Source organism: Pseudoalteromonas sp. Of11M-6, assembly GCF_022347905.1.
In the GTDB taxonomy this organism is placed as follows: domain Bacteria; phylum Pseudomonadota; class Gammaproteobacteria; order Enterobacterales; family Alteromonadaceae; genus Pseudoalteromonas.
The window spans coordinates 1-23,519 of record NZ_JAKRFW010000017.1 but is presented as its reverse complement, the minus strand read 5'-3'; the positions used below and the strand labels follow the sequence as shown (position 1 = coordinate 23,519).

Here is a 23,519-nt window from a genome sequence, read left to right as displayed (position 1 = left end):
CGATATTCTAACGCCATCTAGACAATATTACTAATGAGTTGTAGTTAATATGGCAAATAAAAAACATTCCGCCAGTTCGAAACGTTGGTTAAAAGAACACGTAGAAGACCCGTATGTGCATGAAGCCCAAAAACGTGGCTATCGTTCACGAGCGGTTTTTAAGCTGGAAGAAGTCCAGCAAAAGGATAAATTGATTCGTAAAGGAATGACGGTAGTTGATTTAGGGGCTGCTCCGGGGAGCTGGTCGCAGTATCTCGCAGAGCAGGTAGATATTGGCGGACAAGTTATTGCTTGTGATATCTTACCGATGGACTCATTAGCGGGTGTCGATTTCCTTCAGGGAGACTTCAGAGAAGAAGCGGTATTAAATGCATTATTGGATAGAATAAACGGCAAGAATGTTGATGTAGTTTTTTCTGATATGGCACCAAATATGAGCGGAAATATGTCAACCGATCAATCTGGCAGTATGTATCTGGTCGAGCTAGCATTAGATATGTGCCATCAAGTGCTAAAACCAAACGGTGCATTTGCGGTTAAAGTTTTCCAAGGAGAAGGCTTTGATCAATTTGTACAAGAGGTACGTAATTGTTTTAAGGTCGTAAAGATCCGTAAACCAAAAGCGTCTCGTCCTCGTTCACGCGAAGTATATGTAGTGGCGACGGGCTACAAACTGTAGTACAGTTGGAAAGCATCAAGTTGAATTTGAATTTTTTTGGATACAAGAGGTTAACTCCTTGAGCGATATGGCTAAAAATCTAATACTCTGGTTAGTGATTGCAGTAGTGCTAATGACTGTGTTCCAGAGCTTTAACGGTGGCGAACAATATGATCGCCAAACGAGTTACACACAATTTGTAAAGGATGTGCGCAATGGCTCTGTAAGAGAAGTCAGTATTGATCGTCAAACAGGCGTAATTAGCGGCGTTCGTTCAAGTGGCGATCGTTTTCAAACAGTAATTCCATTAACTGATTTGGATTTGGTTAATGACTTACTTAAGAACGACGTAAACATCAAAGGCGTTGCACCTGAAGAGCAATCTTTCCTTGCAAACATCTTTATTTCTTGGTTCCCAATGCTTTTGCTTATTGGGGTATGGATTTTCTTCATGCGTCAAATGCAAGGCGGTGGCGGCAAAGGCGCAATGTCGTTTGGTAAAAGTAAAGCTCGATTAATGAGCGAAGACCAAGTTAAGACAACATTTGCAGACGTCGCTGGTTGTGACGAAGCGAAAGAAGATGTTACTGAGCTAGTCGACTTTTTGCGTGACCCGTCAAAGTTCCAAAAGTTGGGCGGTAGCATTCCGAAGGGCGTGTTGATGGTTGGTCCTCCAGGTACGGGTAAAACCTTACTTGCTAAAGCCGTTGCTGGTGAAGCAAAAGTACCATTCTTTACCATTTCCGGTTCTGACTTCGTAGAAATGTTTGTTGGTGTTGGTGCATCTCGTGTTCGTGACATGTTTGAACAGGCAAAAAAAGCTGCGCCTTGTATCATCTTTATCGATGAAATCGACGCGGTAGGCCGTAAACGTGGCGCTGGTATGGGCGGTGGTCACGATGAGCGTGAGCAAACACTTAACCAAATGCTTGTAGAAATGGACGGCTTTGAGGGTAACGAAGGTATTATCGTTATCGCTGCTACTAACCGTCCTGATGTACTAGATCCTGCATTATTACGTCCTGGCCGTTTCGACCGCCAAGTCGTGGTTGGTCTTCCGGATATTCGTGGTCGTGAACAAATCTTAAACGTTCACATGCGCAAAGTGCCATTAGACGATAATGTTGAAGCGTCTGTAATTGCACGTGGTACACCGGGCTTTTCCGGTGCAGACTTGGCAAACCTTGTGAATGAAGCCGCACTGTTTGCCGCTCGGGGCAACAAGCGTAAGGTAAGTATGGCGGAATTTGACGCCGCGAAAGATAAAATCATGATGGGTGCTGAGCGTAAGTCCATGGTGATGAGCGAGCAAGAAAAGGAAATGACGGCATATCACGAAGCTGGTCACGCGATTGTTGGTCGTTTAGTGCCTGAGCATGACCCAGTGTATAAAGTGTCGATTATTCCACGTGGTCGCGCATTAGGTGTAACTATGTACTTACCAGAGCAAGACCGTGTAAGTCATTCTAAGCAACACCTAGAGTCTATGCTTTCAAGTTTATACGGCGGTCGTATCGCTGAAGCGCTGATTTACGGCGATGACAAAGTAACGACAGGCGCGAGCAACGATATTGAGCGCGCGACCGATATTGCTAAGAAAATGGTTACTCAGTGGGGCTTAAGTCCGAAACTTGGTCCACAGATGTATTTGGAAGAGCAAGGCGAAATGTACATGGGTGGTGGTTCTCACCGTATGTCAGGTATGTCGGATGAAACCGCCAAGCTTATTGATGCTGAAATTAAAGATTTCATTGATCGCAACTACCAACGTGCGGAGCAAATCCTAAAAGATAATATGGATATTCTTCACACCATGAAAGATGCGTTGATGAAATACGAAACGATTGATGCATTGCAGATTGATGATCTAATGGAGCGTCGTGATGTTCGTCCACCAAGGGATGCACATGACATTAAGCCAGAGAAAAAAGTAGAATCTGCAAAAGTAACAGACATAAAGCCTGAGCCTAAAGCTGAAAAACCAGCAGAAGAGCAGTCAAACGAGACATCATCAAACTCAGAGCTTGATGACAAATCGTAAGATTAGGTAGAATACGACAGCCCCGAGCAATCGGGGCTTTTTTGTATCAGTTGATATAAGTTTTATGACATTCGATGCGAGAACTTAAATCAACTGCTATAAGCCTTTCGTTATCACCAAACTTAGACTACAGAAAATAGGTATAGAATGTACGAGTTACGTTTACCCAAAGGGCGCACCCTTAGTTTAGATAAGCCTCAGGTTATGGGGATTTTAAATGTTACTCCCGACTCATTTTCTGACGGTGGACATTTTACTCACCTTGATAGTGCGATCGAGCAAGCAAATTTAATGCTTTCACAAGGCGCTACCATCTTAGACATAGGTGGAGAGTCCACTCGTCCCGGCGCGCCAGACGTCCAATTAGAAGAAGAATTACAGCGCGTGATACCGGTTATTAAAGCAATTCGCGCACACTCTAACTGTGTGATTTCGGTAGATACCAGTAAAGCCGAGGTGATGAAACAAGCAATAGAGGCAGGCGCTGATATCATTAATGATGTTCGAGCGTTGCAAGAGCCAGAAGCGCTCGAAGTCGCAGCTCAATACAGTGATGTACCAATTTGTTTAATGCATATGCAAGGTCAACCTCGCTCAATGCAAAATAACCCTCATTATGATGACTTATTTTCAGACATCAGTCAGTTTTTCGAAGCTAGGATCAGTGCGTGCAAGCAAGCTGGGATTGATACCAATCGGCTGATTTTAGATCCTGGTTTTGGCTTCGGTAAATCTCTAGAGCATAACTTTCAGATATTAGGAGGGTTGGACAAGTTTCACGCTTTCAATTTGCCTATTCTGACAGGCCTCTCTAGAAAGTCCATGTTTGGACAACTACTCACTCGGGAAACGCATGAGCGTGTAGCTGCGAGTCTAGCCGGTGCGCTGATATGTGCGCAGAAAGGCGCGCACATAATTCGTGTTCATGACGTAAAAGAAACAAGCGACGCGCTTAATGTATGGCTAGCGTCGGTCAATGGAGTTACTCAATGACAACAAGAAAGTACTTCGGTACGGATGGTGTAAGGGGCATGGTGGGCGAGTTCCCAATTACGCCTGAATTTGCAATGAAACTAGGTTGGGCGGCTGGAAAAGTGCTGTCTGAGCGTGGTACCAAAAAGGTAATTATTGGCAAAGATACCCGCATTTCTGGCTACCTTCTTGAAACCGCGTTAGAGGCTGGGTTAATTGCCGCGGGGATCAATGTGATTTTATTGGGGCCTATGCCGACACCTGCTGTTGCTTACTTGACGCAAACGTTCAGAGCTGAGGCTGGTATTGTGATCAGTGCATCTCATAATCCATACCATGACAATGGCATCAAGTTTTTTGGTGGCGATGGTAAAAAGCTCCCTGACGAGGTGGAACTTGCAATAGAAGCAAAGCTGGATGAACCAATGACGTGTGTCGCGTCTGAAAAACTCGGTAAAGCTAAGCGCCTAGAGAGTGCGGATGGTCGCTATATCGAATTTTGTAAAGGCCAGTTTCCTAAAGAGCTATCGCTTGAAGGGTTGAAAGTAGTGCTGGACTGCGCAAATGGCGCGACTTATCACATTGCACCAAGTGTCATGCGTGAACTAGGTGCGGATGTGATCACAACCGCATGTGAACCTAATGGTGTCAACATCAACGAAAAATGCGGTGCAACGCATGTCGAAGCGTTGAAAAAAGCCGTGCTTGAACATCAAGCGGATGTTGGTATTGCTTATGATGGTGATGGTGACCGAGTCATGATGGTCGATCACGACGGTCATGTATTTGATGGTGATGACATCGTCTATATTATCGCTTGCCAAGCTCATGCCGATGGCACATTAGGTGGCGGTGTTGTAGGTACGGTAATGTCTAACATGGGGCTCGAAAACGCCCTTAAATCACGCGGAATTGCGTTTGAGCGTAGTAAGGTCGGTGACCGCTATGTAATGGAGCTTCTTGGTGAGAAAGGCTGGAAAATCGGCGGCGAAAGTTCAGGTCACGTTTTAAATCTGGATCTGATCAGCACCGGTGATGGCATTGTCTCTAGCTTACAAGTGCTTGCTGCCATGGTTGCGCAGAATAAAACATTAAAAGATTTGGGTGAAGGTTTTAGCAAATACCCAATGAAGATGATTAATGTGCGCTATAGCACTAAAGATGATCCAACCGAGCAGGACGCTGTTAAAGCGGTTGTCGCTGAAGTTGAAACTCAGCTTGCCGGAAAGGGCAGAGTGCTATTGCGTAAATCTGGTACAGAGCCAGTGGTTCGCGTCATGGTTGAAGCTCAGCAACAGAAGCAAGTTATCGATTTTGCCCAAAAAATCGCTGAAGTTGTTGAATCTGTGAGCAATTAAACCAAAAATTAAATTTATTTCTTGTAACTTCGGGTGAGTAGAGTTAGTATCTCACCCGCTTTCTACTGCGGAGTATCGTATGACAACTAGAAAGCAAATTGTTGCTGGTAACTGGAAAATGAATGGCTCAAAAGCCCTTGTTGACCAAATATCAGAAGCAGTAAGCAATCAAGCATTTCAAGCAAATGTTATTATTTTTCCTCCTGCTATGCTTATTGAGCAAGCAGCAAGTAAAGGGCTTACTGTCGGAACTCAAACTGTTTCGGAATATAAAGAAGGCGCATATACTGGAGAAATTCAGGCGTCCCTAGCAAAATCGCTAGGTGCAACATATACCTTAGTTGGTCACTCAGAGCGGCGAGCTATTTACGGCGAAAGCGATGAAGATGTTGCGAACAAATTTGCACATGCTCAAGAACAAGGTTTGACACCAATCTTATGTGTTGGTGAAACCGAAGAAGAAAGAGAAAATGGGCAGACAGAGCAAGTGGTTGCTAGGCAAATAAACGCAGTTATCACCAAATTAGGTGTAGCAGCGCTAACAAACTCTGTGATAGCATACGAACCTGTTTGGGCTATTGGTACTGGTAAAACAGCATCTCCTGAGCAAGCGCAAGCAGTACACAAATTTATACGTGATTTGCTTTCAGACAATGACAAGCAAATTGCACAATCACTGCAGCTCCTTTACGGTGGCAGTGTTAATGAACAGAACAGTGAATTGTTATTCGCACAAGACGATATAGACGGTGGACTTATAGGTGGCGCAAGCCTAAAACCTGAGAGTTTCGCAGCTATATGCAGAAGTGCAAAAGGATAAGTAAATGTACGAAATTTTAATGGTTGTTTACTTAATTGTGGCATTAGCATTAATTGGTATGGTGTTAATTCAACAAGGTAAAGGCGCAGATATGGGCTCTTCGTTTGGTGCAGGTGCATCGGCGACAGTTTTCGGCTCATCAGGCGCAGGCAACTTTATGACCAAGACAACAACAATCTTAGCAACGATATTCTTTGTACTAAGTATTGTTCTAGGTAACCTAACTACGGGTCAGATTAAAAAGACTAATGAGTGGGAAAACCTAGAGGCACCAGCTGCTGCAACAACAGTTCCAGCAACAAATGATGTACCAGCGACAGAAGAAAATCCAGCTTCTGACGTACCTAATTAATCATTAGGAAATACACCGAATTTGCGAATGTGGTGGAATTGGTAGACACGCCATCTTGAGGGGGTGGTGGCTTCGGCCGTGGGGGTTCAAGTCCCCCCATTCGCACCAAATAAAAAAACCAGCTTAGGCTGGTTTTTTTTCGTCTGCCGTTTGCCACTAAGCCTAATACCAATTAGTCTTATCATTCACAGCTTCGCTAATAGAAGCTATTTCAAACAAACTAAAACCACGGCAAAAACCTAGGCTGAAGTTTCACTTTAGTAACATATAATCCTACTATCTAGTATAATTAATTGTTCTGTAACGATTTTTTATTAAAATTAATATTTCTAATATTGGTTTTATTATGGTTACAAAAACCCTAAAAGTAATTTTTATTAAATAAATATTTCAATTTGCCCAAGTTGTGACTATAATACCCCTCCAGAGGAAAGAGATGCCCCTAGTGCATCTTTTTTTATGCCCAAAATTTGTAGTGTTTAAGTCTATTTAGATTTAACGGATTACTGGGCTAGAGGTAATGACACTTAGCTTGTTACTTCTCTAGTTGTGACCTCTCGCAACTAGCACACACACGGTGATTCCTTTGGAGATTATATGATTACAGTTTTACCTCGCCTTGGTTTATCTGCGATTTCAGCTGCAGTGTTAGCAGCAGTAGCCCTTCCTAGTACAGCATTGGCTGAACAAGCTAATGTAGAGCAAGAAAAACAAGTTTTTGAAAAAATAGAAGTGACTGCTCGTAAACGTACTGAAAGCTTGTTCGAAACGCCTACTGCGATTACTTCTATCGGTGCTAGTGATATTGATAAAGCCAATATCAGCAATCTAGACGATATTGGTAAGTTCGTTCCAAACTTAAATATTACTCGCTATGGTGTAGGTAACGCTGCACATGCTTCTGTATTTATCCGTGGTATTGGTCTACAAGACCATGTGATCACAACGGACCCAGGTGTTGGTGTTTACGTTGATGGCGTATACCTTGGCCGTCAGATGGGTTCTAACCTTTCACTGCCCAATGTTGAACGCGTAGAGGTACTACGTGGTCCACAAGGTACACTGTACGGCCGTAACACATTAGGCGGTGCGGTAAATGTGATCACTAAACAACCTGGCGCTGAAGAAGTTGCACGCGTTGAAGCTAAAATAGGTTCTCGCGGTCGTTTAGCGACTGACCTGTATACAAGCCAGACGTTAACAGACACACTGAGCTTTTCTGCAAGTGCTTCTTATAAAGAGCGCGACGGTGTAGGTAAAGCAATCAACTTAGCAAATCCTGAAAAGGAAATCGGCGAAGAGCAAGAGTTTAGTGGCCGTTTAGCACTTAGATGGCTAGCAACGAATGATTTAGTTGTCACCGCTGCATTTGACGGCGTTGAGAACGAGTCTGGTCAATCACCGTATACTATTGAATTAACAGGTCCACTTGACTCAAATGACCCTTTCAATGGTGACTTCCCATTGCTAGATGAGTCTATGTTGCCAAACAATCCTGATGATTTGGCAACAACGGTTGCTGGCATTGAAAGCACAGATTATTCTGGTTGGGGTGGGTCAGTGACTGCTGATTGGCAAGCAAGTGATGTTTACTCTGTTAAATTTATCGCAAGCAAGCGTAGTTCTGAATATACCGGTGGCCTAGATGACGATGCGGTAGCACTTAATCTATCTGAATTCCCAGAAGAGGGCGGTGCAGATCAGTACTCATTTGAACTACAACTAAACGGTACTTATGACTCTTGGGATTTTGTATCGGGTCTTTATTACTTTAACGAAGACGGTTTTACCAGCTCTGGTCCGTTCGTATTTAGCCCGTGGAACACACCAAATGGCTTATTAAACGATGGTCAGACAGCTTCTTTTGGTGGCTACGGTTACTTTGATATCAACCAAGAAACCGATGCCTATGCGGCTTATATAAATGCAAGCTTTGACGTGACTGAGCTGTTCAGCATAGGTGGTGGTTTACGTTACTCTGAAGACAAAAAAGAGGCAAACGCACTATTCCCAAGCTTTGGTGCTCGTAAATATGTAAGCGCAGACTTTGACGAAGTGACGTGGGACCTGAATGCGTCATACCAGTTAACTCGTGACATCAATGTTTACGCGCAGGTCCAAAAAGGGTACCAAAGTGGCGGCTTCCCACCACGTCCATTTGGTGGTCCAGATCAATTCGCTGCGTTTGATGAAACTAAAGCGATTAACTACGAAATCGGTTTCAAAGGCCAAGTGCATGACAACGTATCTATGATGGTTGCTGCATTTGTAACGGATTACACCGATCTGGCGTTACCTTTCAACGACCCGACTGCTGGCGGTGGTTTCGTCACTATCGTGGAAAATGCAGGTGAGTCGAAAGCACAAGGTATTGAACTTGAAACGACAATCGCAATTACTGATGATTTCTCAGTACGCAGCTCAATCGGTTACCTAGACTCAGAAATTACCCATGTTGATGAAGGTGTTATTGGTATTGGTAAAGGAGATGCGCCAGCACTCACACCTCGATGGACTGTGATGGTGGCACCATCTTACTTCCATGACTTAGAGCATGGTGCAACGATTGCAGTTAACGCGAGCTACTCGTACCGCTCAGACATGCAAGGTCAGTCTGTAACACGAGCAAGCGAGCATATTGATTCTCGCGAATTGTTAGGCTTTAACATCTCATACACCAACGCTGAAGGTGATATGGAAGTAACGCTATACGGTGAAAACGTGCTAAACGAAGTGTACGATGTAGGTCGTCTACAGCAAAGTGGCTTTGTTGGTGTCATGCGCAGCAATGACCGCAGTGAGTTTGGTATTAAGTTCAAAAAAGAGTTCTGGTTAGATTAATCCAACCCTAGCTTGAATATAGAAAAAGCCGTTTAGTTTCTAGCTAAGCGGCTTTTTTATTGTAGCTACCCCGTCCTAAATTATGTGGCAACATTTCAAACTCATTCAGAATACGTAAAATAATTGATATAGCTGCTTGTTTACATTGTAGTTGACCTATGGGAGTTTAGTGATAGGCGGTATTTCTAGCCCAGTTTTTAGTCGTGTTGAGCTAATCATATCGCGGTTTTAATTAACTATGATTGTTTACTATAACGTGAAGACTATTCGCGACGTCGAGTCTATTTGAGCGTTGATATTTTAAATATAATTAAGGAGAAGAAGTTGAGCAATACTATGTTAGAGGAAGGAAAGGAGATCCTAGCACAGCAGTCTTTTAGTTTGTTGTTGGGCGCTGAGTTGGAGGTGTTTGAGGTTGGCGTTGCTGAGTTAAGTCTCGCTATTCGGGATGATCTTAAACAAAACTATGGTTTTGCACATGGCGGCGTGGTTAGCTATCTAGCTGATAATTGTATTACTTTTGCTGGTGCATCGGTGCTGGGCAGCTGTGTTACCTCAGAGTATAAAGTGAATTATGTTAGACCCGCTATTGGCGATAAGCTAATTGCGAAGTCAACCGTGTTGTATTCGGGTAAACGTCAGGCGACATGCGAATGTAAGGTATATGCGCAAAGCGGTGACGAAGAAAAGTTGGTGGCGGTTTCTCTTGGCACAATAACTAAGGTTTAGGGTAGCAGGCGGTGTTCTGAAGTGTATTTGATTAGGTCTTTTTAGCGCTACCAGCCTCAGGCATTTGATATAAGCGGGCAGCGCTATGTTAAACGCTTAGTTACAGCAACTAGAACGTATACGCAACGCTAAACTTTACACTCCTTGGCATGATATAGCGGCCGTTAGGTGAATCTGGGTTACGTGGATCCCCCTCGGTGATCCCTTGTTTATCAGTAAGATTATCTACCGCTAGTTGTAATTTTACGCCCTCTGTTGGCTCTACGATAAGGCCAATATCAAGCTTTTCGTAGCCCTCTAACACGACAGTATTTTCATTATCGCCAAAACGGTCATCTACAGCTGAGAGTGTGCCATACAAGGTGGCATACATACCTGATACTTCAAAGTCGTAGCTTGGTGTAACGCGCAGCATCCAATCTGGTTGGCGCTGTGCTTTATTTCCCTCATTTGTTGGGCTTTCAGTAATTTCAGTGTCTTGCCAAGTGGCATTCAAGTTTATCGATAAACCCGATTCATGGTTGTAGCTGTAATCAAGTTCTACACCGGTTGCTTCATTGGTTAGAATTTCCGCAGGTATACCTGGGCGTCTTACAAACGTGTCGCCTTTTACTTCGTTGGTAAATAAAGTAACAAAGAGGTCGCCGGTTTCACCCATATATTTATAGCCAAGCTCAGCTTGTGTGACTTCTTTAATCAGCGACTCGCCCGATTCATAGGTACTATAGTTGTCTCTGAAGTCGTCGAAATAAGGCATTTTGTAGCCTTTGTTCATACGCACAAAAACACCTGAATCTAAGCTCAAACTATAGTCAGCGCCTAAGGTCCATGAAGTCTTGCGCTCATCATAGTCAACCGCTTTTGTGATCACTCCGTCTAAATCTTCATCTACAGAGTATTCTACCTCGTGCTGCTCACTACGCAGGCCTAAGTCTAATTTAAGCGCTTCAGTAGCTTGGTAACTATGAGTGGTATAAACTGCCCATGTCGTGGCATCACCAGAACTGTTAATGTCGTAGTTGAAGGCGCAACCGGCAACATCGCTATTACACGCGATACCATTCAATGCTTCGCCACCTTGTTCCAAAACGTGGTAGGCGGTATTGCCTAAGCTCCACCAGTCTTTTGCAGAAGTAGTTGCTGTATAAATACCAAAGGCACTTGACCAATCACCAAAGGTTTTGCTTAAGGCTAAGTCATTGGTGAAAGCTTCGATATCTTTTAATACAACCCAGCGACCATATTGTTGTACCATGGTATCACCCGCGTATTCATCGCCCGTGACGCTACCTGTTGCGGTTTCACCATTGTCCGCCACTTCACTTAAACGCATGGCACTGCCAGCAGGCACAAGGCCTAGTGTATTTGCATCGCCTTGCGTTAAGCTAAAGCGGTCATTTAACTGCCAACCATTTTTGAATTCTACTTTTAAGCTACCTCCAGAAACATGGCCTTTCCAGCCGCGACCATCACCCATATCTACGCTCATCGGTGCATTTTCATCACCGACATAAATAATAGCTTTGCGATTATTCGTTCCCAGCTGAGTAAAGCCCGCATCCACACCCTCAACATTAAGTGGGGTTGGCAGATACCATGCGCCTCTGTCATCAGTTTGACGGGTATAAAGGTTAAATTCACCATCAGCAAACTCTTTGGTTAGGTTTATGGTAAATTGATGGCCTTTTTCTGAGGTAAAGCCCGCATCACGGATCCCAGAAGAGCGTTTGATATAGCCGCCAACCATGTAGTAAAGATCATTGGAGATCTCACCACTTAACACGCCGTCAATGCGGTTAAGACCATAGTCTGTGGTGGTATATTTAAACGTCCCTTCGGTGTCGGCTTGGCCGCGTTTAAGTTGAAAGTTAGTTGTTAAGCCCGGCTGACCATTAGACACCACGGGGTTTGGTCCACCACGCAGGCCTTCCATCATACTGATGGTTTCATCGAGTCTGAAAATCGAGGTGTTTTCTAAAAATGAGAGCGTTGGCGCGGGATATATAGGACTGCCTTGCAAACTAACCGTTAAGAATGGCGCATCCCCACCGCCTGGAAAGCCGCGAACAAAAACGTTGGCACCGGATTCACCTCCTGAACTTTCAACCCAGATCCCAGGCACCGCTTTAAGCAAGTCAGCGGTACTTTTGGGGGCGAGCTTATCAATTTGCACGGCATCGATGTTAGTCACAGCAAAGCTTGCATCAATTTTTCTGATCCCTGCGCCACCAGGTGTACCTGACACAATGATGGTTTCTACTTTTTCTTTGTTATTGTTCGGTTGTTGTTCAGCCTGAGCTGATGCGCTTAACGCAAGCGTTATAGCTGCAGCGATCAAGCTTAAGGAGTTAGTTTTTATCACGGCTAAAGCCCTCTTGTTGTTGTCATAGACTGGTATTTAACGACTGTCTATTTTTTAAAATAGATCTTAATGCAAACGTTTGCAATGATGTTGTTTAAAAATTTGTCATAAAATGATGGAAGGCGTTACAAATTTACAGTGATTGCTTATCTTTTCTGCTTGGTTAGGGTAGGAGATTCAATTAGTTATGGTTTAAGTATCAAAAAATTGTAAGAATAGCGATGTAATAACGTGTGCTAAAAAGGGGTTTGCGATGGGAACAACACAATTAAAGCTATCAGATCTAGCAAGGCTAGCTGGAGTCTCTACCTCCACAGCTTCCCGTGCACTCAATGATAACCCTCTGATAAAAAAGGAAACTCGAGAGCGCATTCAGGCGCTTGCAAAAGAGCATCACTTTAGCGTTAACGCGGCGGCTAGTCGCTTACGGATGCAAAAAACCAAAGTCATTGCCGTTATTATCAATCTCGAAGCCGAAACCAAACAATCCGTCGACGACCCATTTTTACTTAAAGTAGTGAGCGATATTAATCGTGCGGTGAACCGAAAAGGGTACGAGTTATTACTCTCTAATTCTTATATGGCAGGGGAAGACTGGCATGGTTATTTTATTTCTGGCCGTCGAGCCGATGGAGTTATCGTTGTCGGGCAAGGCAAGGAGCAAGCACGAATTGAACGTGCTGCAAGAGCTGGCACGCCGATCGTGGTATGGGGCGACCCTAAAACTTCTGCAAATTATCCTATCGTTGGTAGTGACAATTTTATTGGTGGCCTTAGCGCAACGGAGCACTTAATTGCCAAGGGAGCGTCTAAACTTCTATTTTTGGGCGATCCGGGTCATGCCGAACTTGGTGAGCGCTATCGCGGATTTTGCCATGCGGTGGAAAAAGCCAAGGTAGAAGCGCAAATGATTAAAATCGACATTACTTCAGAGGCTGCCTACGCGAGTATAAACGCTTTGTTGCGAGCACAAGGATTAACCTTTGATGGGATCTTTGCGTGTAGTGATATGGTCGCGCTTGGGGCACTAAAAGCGCTAAAAGAGCGTTACGTTAGCGTACCAAATGACGTACGAATAGTCGGATTTGACGACATAGCCATGGCACAGATCAGCTTCCCTGCGCTATCTACGATTAAACAAGACACCAATGCAGCGGCACAGTTATTGGTGGAAAAGCTGCTCTCTCAGCTAAGTGGTGAGACATGTGCGTCTCAAGAGGTTCCGTCCTCATTGGTGATCAGACAGTCTAGTTAAAGCAGCACAATATGCGATAACAATCATTAGCTTAAATTGTTTTGATGTGATTTGAAATGCAAACGATTGCAAAAATAAGAAAGTCTGTCTAGACTAAAAAGGAATCACAGTGTTTTAACGAGAATAACAATGAATCGAGCACGTATCATACTTGCCATGGCCGTTAGTTACTTCCTATTTGCTATTTTGCTCAATAGCGTAGGGACGGTCATCTTGCAGTCTATTCATAGCTTTGGCATTACAAAAGCGCAGGCCGCCACCTTAGAGGCATTTAAAGATCTTCCCATCGCCATCGTTTCATTTCTGGTTGCGTCGGTTATCCCCAGGGTTGGATTTAAAATTGCTTTGACCGCAGTGCTCGCGGGCGTGGCATTGATTTGCAGTATCACACCTATGGTCGCTGAGTTTTGGATTCTTAAACTAGTATTTGCTTGCGTGGGTGCGGCATTTGCGGTGGTCAAAGTGTCGGTTTATGCGCTCGTTGGCCAAGTCACTGAAGGAAGCAACCAACATTCAAGCCTGCTTAATTTTATTGAGGGCGTGTTTATGTTAGGGGTCCTCGGCGGTTATTGGATTTTTGCGGCGTTTATTGACAGCGGCGATAACTCTCTTGGCTGGTTAAACGTCTATTTCGTGTTAGCTGTGCTGAGCGCGTTCACCGCATTTATTGTTTGGATCTCCCCAATTGCAAAGCCAGAGCCAACGCAAGCCACCGAGTCTAGTGTCTCTGCATTTATAGCGATGTTAAAGCTTGTGGCTAAGCCCCTTGTGCTGGTATTTGTGATTTCCGCATTTTTATACGTATTGATAGAGCAGAGTATAGGCACTTGGCTGCCTACTTTTAATAATGAGATCTTGTCATTACCGGTGAATATTAGCGTGCAAATTACCAGTGTTTTTGCTGCTTGCTTAGCACTCGGTCGGCTCGGTGCCGGCGTTGTGCTCACCAAAGTACATTGGTATGTGGTGTTAAATGTTTGCCTTGCCGCTATGGCAGGATTAGTGATTTTAACGTTACCGATGACTGAGGGTATTGAGAAAACGCTTATTTCTTCGTTATTTGACGCACCCCTTGTGGCTTTTCTCATGCCGCTGATCGGTCTTTTTATGGCGCCTATTTATCCAGTGATTAATTCGGTAATGCTAAGTAGTTTACCCACTACACAGCACGCGTCGATGACAGGGCTAATCGTTGTATTTTCAGCGCTGGGTGGTAGCACGGGTTCAATGATCACAGGTTTAGTATTTCAACATTTTGGTGGTCAACAAGCGTTTTATGGGGCACTTATTCCCATGCTGGTGATTGCAATGTGTTTATATTTCTTTAAATCGATGAGTGAGTCTAGCCAATCAAATCATGCTCACACGCCAAGTCAACAAAAGGTGAGCTGAGGTTTTACATGCAGTACCAATCAAACTTTTATTCCACAGAGATTTTTAAGGCGGTGCAAAGCGCTGGCCTGTTTTCAGACAGTAAGGTTTTTGCAGATGCCATCGCAAAAATTCCGCTCGCAGAGATAGAAAACCAGTATGTGATGCAAAAGCCGACGGGAGAGGCATTACTTAGATTTGTGCATGCGCATTTTGACTTTGTTGCCAACAAAGAATTAAATGCCTTACCCGATTTTACGAGTGCGCAGCAGTATATCAGTGCGCTGTGGTCGCGTTTATCTAGAAAGCCGAGCACCGTTGCTAAGGGCTCCTTGCTACCTTTACCCCATCCGTATGTTGTACCGGGTGGACGTTTTAATGAGATTTATTACTGGGATAGCTACTTTACGGCACTTGGGCTTTTGGATGCGAACAGAGGCGATCTCGTTGCGGGAATGTTAGATAACTTTGTGAGTCTTATTGATCGTATTGGACATGTACCTAATGGCAATCGAGATTATTACCAAAGTCGCTCCCAGCCACCTGTAACGGCATTAATGGTTGATTTACTGTGGCAGGAAAAATCCCATGATAAGCAGTGGCTGTCGCGAGTTACTCAGGCATTACTGAAAGAGCATCAGTTTTGGCAGACCGGAGAGGATTTGAGTTGCACGGATAAAAAAGCGCAGTACCGAGTCGTCAACATGCCATGTGGGGGCAAACTGAATCGCTACTGGGATCCGCTTGCAGCGCCGCGCCCAGAGTCTTTTATTGAGGATATAGAATTAGCCGCAGCGGTTACGGACAGCGAAACCTTTTATCAGCACATTCGTGCGGCTTGTGAGTCGGGGTGGGACTTTAGTAGCCGTTGGTTAGCAAACGCTGACGATTTAGCGAGCATTCGTACAACAGACATTATCCCTGTGGATTTAAATGCACTACTAGTATTGCTTGAGTCGCAAATCGCACGTTGTTTTGAGAAATTAAACGAGCTAACGCAAGCGCAGTACTATGCCAATTTAGCGTCAAATCGCAGTGCACTGATACAGAAATATTGTTGGTGTGATAAAGAAGGCTGGTTTTACGATGTGGATCTTAATGATTATGCGCGTACCTCCGTTGAATCTCTAGCGGGCGTTGTGCCTATGTTTGCAGAGCTGGTTACACCTGAGCAGGCAGAGCATATTGGCAAAAAACTCGAGGCAGAGTTTTTGCAGCAAGGTGGATTGGTTAGTACCTTAGTCACTACTTCACAGCAGTGGGACAGTCCTAATGGCTGGGCACCACTGCAGTGGTTTGCGGTGTCAGGTTTAAGGGCATATGGTCAAAATCAACTCGCGAATAAGATTATGCAAGCATGGCTTTATGCTGTTGAAACCGGCTTTGAGCAAACCGGCTGTTTGCTTGAGAAGTACAATGTGGTTGAACCGGATAAACAGGCTAGTGGCGGAGAATACGTGGTGCAACAGGGTTTTGGCTGGACTAACGGAGTAACCAGTCGTTTTTATCGGCTTTTAGTGCCTGAAGTTGATAGTCCTTCGGCGTGATATTAAAGGCTTGTTTAAACGCTCGACTGAATTGACTTGGATGCTTAAAGCCGAGTGCAAAACTAATTGCGGTGATCTGAATTCCTGCTTTTAGTTTTGCCTTTGCTTCAGTTAGTCTCCGTGCTTGGAGCCACTGCTGTGGCGTCGTCGAAAATGACTTTTTAAATTGATTGAAAAAGCGACTTCTACTCATGCAGCTAAGTTTACAAAGCTTCTCTACATCTAGTGGTTCGTCTAAATGAGTCTCCAAATAATGCATCGCTTGATACAAACCGTTATGATCAGGCGTTTGTTTTACTGCGCCTAACAGCAGATCTCGGCTTTGTTGCTGTAGTAGTCTTGCAATTAGTTCGTCCATTGCCAAATCGATAAAGTACCCCCGCTCAGCCTCATTCTCACTGAACAGATGGAGCAATCGCCCCAAACAGTGCTGGGTTTGCCAGTTATGCTCAGTGTGCACCAGCTGCTTTTGATAATTAAAATCACTAGGAAGCGAAAGCGCTAACTTCTCGCTCACGGTATTAATTTTCTCTCGACTGATCTCAATTGCTAAACAGGTGGTGGGAGCGGATAAGCTGGCGTCGGGAAAGTCTATAAATACGGTTTGTTCTGGTGCCAATACGAAGCTTTGATGAGGTAAAAAGGGTTGGTGATAGTCGCAACTGTCTACGTGCATCACTTTTTTACCAGTGATCATCGCACAAAACAACACTTCATTAGAGGCGAGTTTGACTCTATTGGTACTTTCGTATGTGTCATAGACGCTAAGCTCTACCTGATTGGCGGCAAAACTTATTTTGTTTTCAACTAAGCGTTCGATACGACTGCGATGTTTAGAGATCTGCAAACAATGCACTCCTTCTCGGTTACTTTTGGACTGTGCGTATACATTCCGAGACCCTAAGTTAAGTTTTTAAAGGTGAATTTGACTAATGTCAAATATTAGTAAAAACAAAACTGGGACGAATGAAGCCCAAATAAATAACACAAGTTGCAGAGGTAAAAATGATATACGCAAATCCAAATACTGAAGGTGCAGTCGTCAACTTTAAGTCGCAATATCAAAATTTTATTGGTGGTGAGTGGACGCCACCCGTTGACGGCCAGTACTTCGACAATATTAGTCCTGTTAATGGCGAAGTGTTTTGTCAGATCCCGCGTTCAAATAATGCAGACATTGAACTGGCGCTTGACGCCGCCCATGCTGCAAAGGCGGCGTGGGGTAAAACTTCGGTCACTGAACGAAGCAATATATTACTCAAAATCGCAGACCGAATAGAAGCAAACCTTGAATACCTAGCGGTAGCCGAAACGTGGGATAATGGTAAAGCTGTACGTGAAACGCTAGCCGCTGATGTTCCGCTTGCTGCTGATCATTTCCGCTATTTTGCAGGTTGCATTCGTGCTCAAGAAGGAGCCATAGGTGAAATTGACGAGTCAACCGTGGCCTATCATTTTCATGAGCCTCTGGGCGTTGTGGGGCAGATCATCCCATGGAACTTCCCATTACTTATGGCCGCTTGGAAACTGGCACCCGCTCTCGCAGCTGGAAACTGCGTAGTGCTAAAACCTGCGGAGCAAACGCCTGCGTCTATTTTGTTGTTGATGGAATTAATCGCTGATTTATTACCAAATGGTGTGGTTAATGTTGTAAATGGTTTCGGGAAAGAGGCTGGTGAAGCGCTTGCTACGAGTACACGTATCGCAAAAATTGCGTTTACAGGATCGACTCCTGTGGGCTCTCACATCCTAAAATGTGCTGCTGAAAATATCATTCCCTCAACGGTGGAGCTAGGGGGTAAGTCGCCTAATATCTACTTTAGTGATGTGATGCAAGCTGACGATGATTACCTAAGTAAGTGTATTGAAGGCGCGGTGCTGGCCTACTTTAACCAAGGAGAAGTATGTACTTGTCCATCGCGATTGCTCGTGCAAGAAGATATATACGATGACTTTATAGCCAAAGTCATCGAACGCACTAAGGCGATTAAACGCGGCAATCCGCTTGATACAGAAACCATGGTTGGTGCACAAGCCTCACAAGCTCAATTTGATAAAATTCTTAGCTATATTGATATTGGCAAGAAGGAAGGGGCTGAAGTGTTAATCGGTGGCGAAGTCGCAGAGCTTGGCGAGGGTTATCATAAAGGCTTTTATATTCAGCCGACGCTGTTAAAAGGGCATAACCAAATGCGGGTATTCCAAGAGGAAATATTTGGTCCGGTGATCTCTTTATGTACTTTTAAAGATGAAGCGGAGGCGTTGGAATTGGCGAATAGCTCTGAGTTTGGTTTAGGTGCTGGGGTGTGGACTAGAGATATGAATCGCGCATATCAATTTGGTCGCCAAATCGAAGCGGGTCGCGTGTGGACTAACTGTTATCATATGTATCCTGCACACGCGGCATTTGGTGGTTATAAAAAATCAGGTATTGGCAGAGAAACTCACAAAAAAGCGCTGGATCATTACCAACAAACCAAGAACCTCTTGGTGAGCTATAGCACCAGTCCTTTAGGCTTTTTCTAATTTAATTATTATAGAGGTATTGAGTACTGACCATTGTGACAGTACTCAACCAGTCACCCGGTTAAGAAACGACTTTTAATGGCGTCGCTTGTTTATTAGCAAATGCTATCCTATATTCGAGTCCTTTGCCGGGCTCGCTGACGGTGTGTACATCTCCATCTAACCCTTGAGTCACCAAGTTATAGATAATATAAGCGCCAAGTCCCATACCGCCACTTCCTCTTTTGGTGGTATAAAATGGCTCGAATAACTTACTTAATTCAAGCTCCGACATGCCTTTACCATTGTCTTTATAAATAAGCTCAATGTGTTCATCATGTTTAAAGAATTCAATGGTGATCTCACCTTGTTCCGACTCTTTAAAGCCATGTGCAATGGAATTTGCGACTAAATTCGAAATGATCTGAAAAATAACACCGGGATAGGTCGTGGCGATAAGGCCGGGATCGCAATGAAACTTGATTTTATGGTCATGCTTTTTAATCTCTGGATTGAGCGCCGCGATGATCTCTTGAACATAATCATGGACATTAAAGGCCCTCACTTGCTCGCAAGATTGATCGACAGCGACTTGCTTAAAGCTATTAATTAAATTCGCGGTGCGTTGGAGGTTTTTTAATAGCAATTTGCAAGCGCCAGTTGAATCTGAAATAAAGTCCTCCAATACTCCGGTAGAGAGCACTTTGGTTTGGTACTTCATGGTGAGGTCGTCTAAGTGCTGCTGTAGATAAGTGGTGGAAGTGATGCCAATCCCGATGGGGGTGTTGATTTCGTGTGCAACACCCGCAACCAAATCGCCAAGCGATGCCATTTTCTCTCGTTCAAGTAATTGCGTATGAGTACGGTTGAGATAGGCAACGGTTTCTTCTAGCTTTTGATTGGTCTCGACTAGTGAGCGAGCGCGCTCACTCACTAACTCTTCTAACTGCTCTTTATGTTGTTTTAACTCTTGTAAGATTTGCATTCCTTCAACTAGTAAAAACCCTAAAGCGACGATATAGGCCATTAACCTTAAAATATGCCAGCCCCACCAAGCGGTATCCCACAACTTGGATTGCTCGAACATAATAGCGGCTGCGCCAAATAGGAAACAATGTAAGCAAAAGAGCAAATCGCTCACATTATGAGAGTCGCGATATACAAGGAGAATTTTAACTGCGGCGACAAAAAACATAGTACCGCCAATGACGTCGAGCGCCATCGCCGTACCAGTAAAGTGACCTTGCTCAACCATGTGTGGTAAATCCGTAGGGTAAGCTAGGCTCATGGTGCCGATGATGATAGCGGCTGTGCATGCGCTGATCAGCCAATAGCGGTTTTTAAACCAAGTAAATCGGCTGTGAGCAAGCAGGGTGATAAAAGTGAGACCACCAAAGAAAGTCGCGATACTGTGAAGCCAAACGAAGGTTTGGCCAACATTTACGGCGGCATGGAATCCATCTAAGATCCCCATTACCAGCAGCGCCGTGGCGATTTCGATATTAAAACTTGTACCGGTGTTGTACTTTTCAAAAAATAACAACGCCAATGCAATGAAAAGGGCGACAGCGGAGCCGAAGGTTTCAACCACTGCATGCGCTTCTATCAGCGGCCAAGTTATATTATTAAGAAGCGTACTGCTCAGTAAAAGGGATGCGCCGTGGATAGTTAAGCTAACACCTATGATTATCCAGATCACAATGTGGGTGTTTTTATTTATATTCATGGAGGCTATTCCTTCGATTCACCTCCTTAAATCTAGTACATTTATTATGTAGATAAAGCATGCTGAGCATTTTTATCAGCTGGTATCAAGGTGCCAGCTGATACTTTCCAATGTTACTCGTTTCCAGAAGTGATGAGCTCGTCAGCCAAACTTGTTAAGTCAGGTAGCACGTAATCTGGTGTCTTTGCCAGTGGGTAGAGCTGCTTTTGTGGTCTTGCAATAAATGCTGTGTGCATGCCCGCGGCTTTTGCGCCGGCAACATCCCAGCCGTGAGCCGCCACCATTAGCGCTTGGTCTGGACGAATATTTAATTGCTGTAACGCCCATTCGTAGGCTCTAAGGTCGGGCTTATACACTTTGATGTCTTCAATACTCAAGCGTTGGTCAAAATAGGTAATTAGACCGGCATTTTCAAACTGCGCTTTAACCCCCGCATTCGATGAATTGGTTAAACTCACGAGTTTAAACCCAGCTTGCTTGAGCCGCTTTAGCGCGGGAATGACGTCTTTATGCGGGGGCAAAGAGAGCAGGGCGGGCACGATTGCTTGTTTAGCTTGTGCGTCAGTTATCGTTAGGCCTTTGTTTTTTGCAACCATTTGTAGCGCGGCAACGCCTATCTTGCCAAAATCTTGATAATCACCACTTACTGTAGTCACTAACGAGTGATGTAGCATAGTGGAAAACCAAAGGGCTAATAGGGACTCATCGCCACCTAAAACTTGGCTAACCGGCTTATTCATTGACTCTAAATCAAGTAAGGTTTCATTGACATCGAAGAAAATAACTTCCGGGCGTTCAACCTTTGAGTTGGCTTGGCTAATATTCGGCATTAGGCCTCCTAACATAACGAATAGACTAATTAAGGTGCGTTTCATTGATAATTCCAATTTAGTTGCGATGAGAAGCAGTATATTTATTTGATAAATTTAAACAAAGCGCGCATATTCGAAAACAAGATTCGAAAAAACTAAATCGACATGTATTCAATCGCTGAACTCGAAACATTCTTAGCTATTATTAAACATCAAGGAGTGGTTAATGCTGCGAAGCAATTGAGACTCTCGCCTGCGACAGTTAGTCATCGTCTTAACAAGTTAGAGCAACATTTAGGCATGACTTTGCTGTTTAGAGATAGTCGTACGCTTACATTGTCCCCAGCCGGAAGTACTTTTAGAGAGCGGGTGGAGCATATATTAGAGGCGCTTTATGATGCTGAGCACGAAATAGGTGCAAGGGGCTCAGCGGTGAGCGGGTTACTTCGTGTCACTATGCCGCCTTGGGTGTTTTCACAATTTGTGATGCCAAATCTAAGTAAATTTGAGCAAGCGCATCCGCAATTAGCACTCGATTTCCTGATCAACGATCAGTTTGTAAACATAGTTGAAGGTGCTCAAGATGTAGCGATACGCGTTGGACAATTGGCTGATTCTGGGTTGTTGGCGAGAAAACTATGCGATAACCATCGGATATTATGTGCAGCGCCGAGCTATATTGACCGCTATGGCATGCCTGATAATATCAGCGAATTACAAAACCACTTTTTTGTATGCTTACCTTGGCAACGAGAATTTAAGTTAAAAGAACCAAACGGTAGAATTGTACACTTTAACGCAAAAACTCGTTTTACGATTTCAAACTCAGACAATATGACTTCTGCTGCCCTAGCTGGGCATGGTATTGCAGTTAAATCTCACATTGCCATCAGAGATAACCTAAAAAGAGGTGAGTTAGTGCCTATAATTCCAGGTTGTCTCGAAAGTGACGACGCACCTATTTGGTTTGTCAGGCCTCAGCACTCGCTGAAGACACGCAAGGCAGAGGCATTCTATGAATTTATGAGGGCATTGTTCGAAAATAAGGGCTAATACTTTAGTCTGCTTGTGCTTTTAAACTAATAACTCTAAACTCCGTATTAAAATTAGAAACTAGCCAGCTTGATGATTGTAAAATCGAACTGGTAACACTGATAGCAAACGGAGCTGCTATGTTCAAATTCATTTCTTGGATTTTTTCTGTCACCGCATTTTCACTTACTCTATTCTTTATCGTGCAAGGTAGTTATATGCTTTGTTTAGTCATGCTACTTGCTGGATTGATAGCATTGCCAAAACATGAAAAAGAATTGCAACCACTAGGTATGAGATTACATGCTAAGCATTTTTCTCGGGAGTCTCGTTCACTTAGCTCAAAAGAGGTAATGAACTTTTTATTAGCATGCTCATTGGCTGGCGCTAGCCTTGCGTATCAATGGCATGTGGTAACAATATAGACTTTACTGAACTTAATATCTTGAGTGTTTATATACAGCCATGATCCGAGTTTCTCTTAATGGGATACTCGGATATTTTTCAATGCTACCCCCGAGATAGGGTTAGCCTGATATCACAAATAGTATAAAACATACATGATGTTTAAAATCCGCTCACTAGCTGTTAGATTGGTTTTAACTACCATAGCATGGAAGAGCAATTGAATGTCACAGCCGTTAAAATCCTCATCAATACGTGTTCAAGAGTTCCTAGCCAGTCATGGGCATAACTTCACCGTTACAGAGCTTGCAGACTCTACTCGTACCGCGAAAGATGCTGCAAATGCGATTGGTTGCACTGAGTCTCAAATCGCCAAGTCTCTGATATTTAAAGATAGCAATACTGAAAAGGCGGTCTTGATAATTGCTTCTGGTAGCAACCAAGTGTCCGTGAAAAAAGTGGAAGCAGCAATTAGGACCTGTTGATCTTTCAAGTTTGTTTTTGCAGCAGTTTGATTGGTATTTATACAAGGCAGAGCCAGCGTAGCATAGTCATTCTATGTAAGTCTGGCGATAAAGACTTTGTGCTCCTGCAAAGTCACCTTACCCCACATCCTTGTGGGGCAACACAGAGAAAATGCTAATCAAGCGCTGCCCTTTGGGTTCATCTGAGTGCGCTTTGTTCATTGTTGCTCAACTTTTGCCTAGATTACTAGGCGGCAAGTCGAGCGTCG

General features: G+C 44.0%; 19 protein-coding genes and 1 tRNA gene. 16 read left to right on the top strand and 4 right to left on the bottom strand.

What is annotated here, in order from left to right:
• Positions 1-49: 49 nt before the first annotated feature.
• From rlmE to MHN32_RS10745, 9 genes are all read left to right on the top strand, one after another.
• Complete coding sequence (gene rlmE / locus MHN32_RS10785; RefSeq protein WP_010605081.1) at positions 50-679, top strand: 23S rRNA (uridine(2552)-2'-O)-methyltransferase RlmE; 630 nt, start codon at positions 50-52, stop codon at positions 677-679.
• Between the two features lie 67 nt (positions 680-746).
• Positions 747-2,699, top strand: coding sequence for an ATP-dependent zinc metalloprotease FtsH (gene ftsH / locus MHN32_RS10780; protein WP_239421707.1), 1,953 nt, complete (start codon positions 747-749; stop codon positions 2,697-2,699).
• 147 nt (positions 2,700-2,846) lie between these two features.
• Positions 2,847-3,692 carry a dihydropteroate synthase gene (gene folP, locus MHN32_RS10775; protein WP_235367660.1) on the top strand — a complete coding sequence of 282 codons (846 nt, stop codon included), beginning with the start codon at positions 2,847-2,849 and terminating at the stop codon, positions 3,690-3,692.
• The gene (gene glmM / locus MHN32_RS10770; RefSeq protein WP_010373858.1) at positions 3,689-5,029 is read left to right on the top strand and encodes a phosphoglucosamine mutase; all 1,341 of its coding nucleotides are present in this window, start codon (positions 3,689-3,691) and stop codon (positions 5,027-5,029) included. The genes folP and glmM overlap by 4 nt, the downstream gene beginning before the upstream one ends.
• A gap of 79 nt (positions 5,030-5,108) precedes the next feature.
• Positions 5,109-5,849 carry a triose-phosphate isomerase gene (tpiA, locus tag MHN32_RS10765; protein WP_010605078.1) on the top strand — a complete coding sequence of 247 codons (741 nt, stop codon included), beginning with the start codon at positions 5,109-5,111 and terminating at the stop codon, positions 5,847-5,849.
• Between the two features lie 4 nt (positions 5,850-5,853).
• Entirely contained in the window at positions 5,854-6,201 is a 348-nt protein-coding gene (gene secG, locus MHN32_RS10760) for a preprotein translocase subunit SecG (RefSeq protein ID WP_010373860.1), read from the top strand.
• 23 nt (positions 6,202-6,224) lie between these two features.
• A tRNA-Leu gene (locus MHN32_RS10755) sits at positions 6,225-6,309 on the top strand.
• A 489-nt stretch (positions 6,310-6,798) separates the two neighbouring features.
• The gene (locus tag MHN32_RS10750) at positions 6,799-9,042 is read left to right on the top strand and encodes a TonB-dependent receptor (protein WP_239421706.1); all 2,244 of its coding nucleotides are present in this window, start codon (positions 6,799-6,801) and stop codon (positions 9,040-9,042) included.
• Between the two features lie 324 nt (positions 9,043-9,366).
• The gene (locus MHN32_RS10745; RefSeq protein ID WP_010373862.1) at positions 9,367-9,771 is read left to right on the top strand and encodes a PaaI family thioesterase; all 405 of its coding nucleotides are present in this window, start codon (positions 9,367-9,369) and stop codon (positions 9,769-9,771) included.
• A gap of 109 nt (positions 9,772-9,880) precedes the next feature.
• On the opposite strand, the gene MHN32_RS10740 is transcribed toward MHN32_RS10745, so the two are convergent.
• The gene (locus tag MHN32_RS10740) at positions 9,881-12,133 is read right to left on the bottom strand and encodes a TonB-dependent receptor (protein WP_239421705.1); all 2,253 of its coding nucleotides are present in this window, start codon (positions 12,131-12,133) and stop codon (positions 9,881-9,883) included.
• A gap of 253 nt (positions 12,134-12,386) precedes the next feature.
• Between MHN32_RS10740 and MHN32_RS10735 the strand changes: the two genes are divergently transcribed.
• The 3 genes from MHN32_RS10735 (at position 12,387) to MHN32_RS10725 (ending at position 16,306) form a co-directional block, all read left to right on the top strand.
• Positions 12,387-13,388: a substrate-binding domain-containing protein gene (locus tag MHN32_RS10735; RefSeq protein WP_010605074.1), complete on the top strand. Its 1,002-nt coding sequence runs from the start codon at positions 12,387-12,389 to the stop codon at positions 13,386-13,388.
• Positions 13,389-13,517: 129 nt separating this feature from the next.
• Complete coding sequence (locus MHN32_RS10730) at positions 13,518-14,780, top strand: MFS transporter (RefSeq protein ID WP_239421704.1); 1,263 nt, start codon at positions 13,518-13,520, stop codon at positions 14,778-14,780.
• Between the two features lie 8 nt (positions 14,781-14,788).
• Positions 14,789-16,306: a trehalase family glycosidase gene (locus tag MHN32_RS10725; RefSeq protein ID WP_239421703.1), complete on the top strand. Its 1,518-nt coding sequence runs from the start codon at positions 14,789-14,791 to the stop codon at positions 16,304-16,306.
• Here MHN32_RS10725 and MHN32_RS10720 read toward each other — a convergent pair.
• Positions 16,242-17,153, bottom strand: a complete 912-nt coding sequence (locus MHN32_RS10720; RefSeq protein ID WP_102057000.1) for an AraC family transcriptional regulator — start codon at positions 17,151-17,153, stop codon at positions 16,242-16,244. The two genes, MHN32_RS10725 and MHN32_RS10720, sit on opposite strands and share 65 nt — an antisense overlap.
• A gap of 158 nt (positions 17,154-17,311) precedes the next feature.
• Here MHN32_RS10720 and MHN32_RS10715 point away from each other — a divergent pair, with 158 nt between their 5' ends.
• Positions 17,312-18,832: an aldehyde dehydrogenase family protein gene (locus MHN32_RS10715; protein WP_239421702.1), complete on the top strand. Its 1,521-nt coding sequence runs from the start codon at positions 17,312-17,314 to the stop codon at positions 18,830-18,832.
• Between the two features lie 61 nt (positions 18,833-18,893).
• On the opposite strand, the gene MHN32_RS10710 is transcribed toward MHN32_RS10715, so the two are convergent.
• Together MHN32_RS10710 and MHN32_RS10705 are read right to left on the bottom strand one after the other, a co-directional pair.
• On the bottom strand, positions 18,894-20,537 hold the full coding sequence (locus MHN32_RS10710) for a HAMP domain-containing sensor histidine kinase (RefSeq protein ID WP_239421701.1): 1,644 nt from the start codon (positions 20,535-20,537) through the stop codon (positions 18,894-18,896).
• Positions 20,538-20,650: 113 nt separating this feature from the next.
• Positions 20,651-21,367, bottom strand: a complete 717-nt coding sequence (locus tag MHN32_RS10705; protein ID WP_239421700.1) for a haloacid dehalogenase type II — start codon at positions 21,365-21,367, stop codon at positions 20,651-20,653.
• A gap of 147 nt (positions 21,368-21,514) precedes the next feature.
• Here MHN32_RS10705 and MHN32_RS10700 point away from each other — a divergent pair, with 147 nt between their 5' ends.
• From MHN32_RS10700 to MHN32_RS10690, 3 genes are all read left to right on the top strand, one after another.
• Positions 21,515-22,402, top strand: coding sequence for a LysR family transcriptional regulator (locus MHN32_RS10700; protein WP_239421699.1), 888 nt, complete (start codon positions 21,515-21,517; stop codon positions 22,400-22,402).
• 119 nt (positions 22,403-22,521) lie between these two features.
• The gene (locus MHN32_RS10695; RefSeq protein WP_010605066.1) at positions 22,522-22,806 is read left to right on the top strand and encodes a hypothetical protein; all 285 of its coding nucleotides are present in this window, start codon (positions 22,522-22,524) and stop codon (positions 22,804-22,806) included.
• A 204-nt stretch (positions 22,807-23,010) separates the two neighbouring features.
• Positions 23,011-23,271, top strand: a complete 261-nt coding sequence (locus tag MHN32_RS10690) for a YbaK/EbsC family protein (RefSeq protein WP_237116545.1) — start codon at positions 23,011-23,013, stop codon at positions 23,269-23,271.
• Positions 23,272-23,519 lie beyond the last annotated feature (248 nt).

Excerpts from the sequence above, each read along its gene's own strand:
- ftsH (WP_239421707.1), top strand. The coding sequence starts at position 747 with ATGGCTAAAAATCTAATACTCTGGTTAGTGATTGCAGTAGTGCTAATG.
- MHN32_RS10695 (WP_010605066.1), top strand. The coding sequence starts at position 22,522 with ATGTTCAAATTCATTTCTTGGATTTTTTCTGTCACCGCATTTTCACTT.
- tpiA (WP_010605078.1), top strand. The coding sequence starts at position 5,109 with ATGACAACTAGAAAGCAAATTGTTGCTGGTAACTGGAAAATGAATGGC.
- MHN32_RS10750 (WP_239421706.1), top strand. The coding sequence starts at position 6,799 with ATGATTACAGTTTTACCTCGCCTTGGTTTATCTGCGATTTCAGCTGCA.
- folP (WP_235367660.1), top strand. The coding sequence starts at position 2,847 with ATGTACGAGTTACGTTTACCCAAAGGGCGCACCCTTAGTTTAGATAAG.
- MHN32_RS10730 (WP_239421704.1), top strand. The coding sequence starts at position 13,518 with ATGAATCGAGCACGTATCATACTTGCCATGGCCGTTAGTTACTTCCTA.
- MHN32_RS10725 (WP_239421703.1), top strand. The coding sequence starts at position 14,789 with ATGCAGTACCAATCAAACTTTTATTCCACAGAGATTTTTAAGGCGGTG.
- MHN32_RS10705 (WP_239421700.1), bottom strand. The coding sequence starts at position 21,367 with ATGCCGAATATTAGCCAAGCCAACTCAAAGGTTGAACGCCCGGAAGTT.
- MHN32_RS10690 (WP_237116545.1), top strand. The coding sequence starts at position 23,011 with ATGTCACAGCCGTTAAAATCCTCATCAATACGTGTTCAAGAGTTCCTA.
- MHN32_RS10700 (WP_239421699.1), top strand. The coding sequence starts at position 21,515 with ATGTATTCAATCGCTGAACTCGAAACATTCTTAGCTATTATTAAACAT.
- MHN32_RS10715 (WP_239421702.1), top strand. The coding sequence starts at position 17,312 with ATGATATACGCAAATCCAAATACTGAAGGTGCAGTCGTCAACTTTAAG.
- MHN32_RS10735 (WP_010605074.1), top strand. The coding sequence starts at position 12,387 with ATGGGAACAACACAATTAAAGCTATCAGATCTAGCAAGGCTAGCTGGA.
- glmM (WP_010373858.1), top strand. The coding sequence starts at position 3,689 with ATGACAACAAGAAAGTACTTCGGTACGGATGGTGTAAGGGGCATGGTG.
- MHN32_RS10710 (WP_239421701.1), bottom strand. The coding sequence starts at position 20,537 with ATGAATATAAATAAAAACACCCACATTGTGATCTGGATAATCATAGGT.
- secG (WP_010373860.1), top strand. The coding sequence starts at position 5,854 with ATGTACGAAATTTTAATGGTTGTTTACTTAATTGTGGCATTAGCATTA.
- rlmE (WP_010605081.1), top strand. The coding sequence starts at position 50 with ATGGCAAATAAAAAACATTCCGCCAGTTCGAAACGTTGGTTAAAAGAA.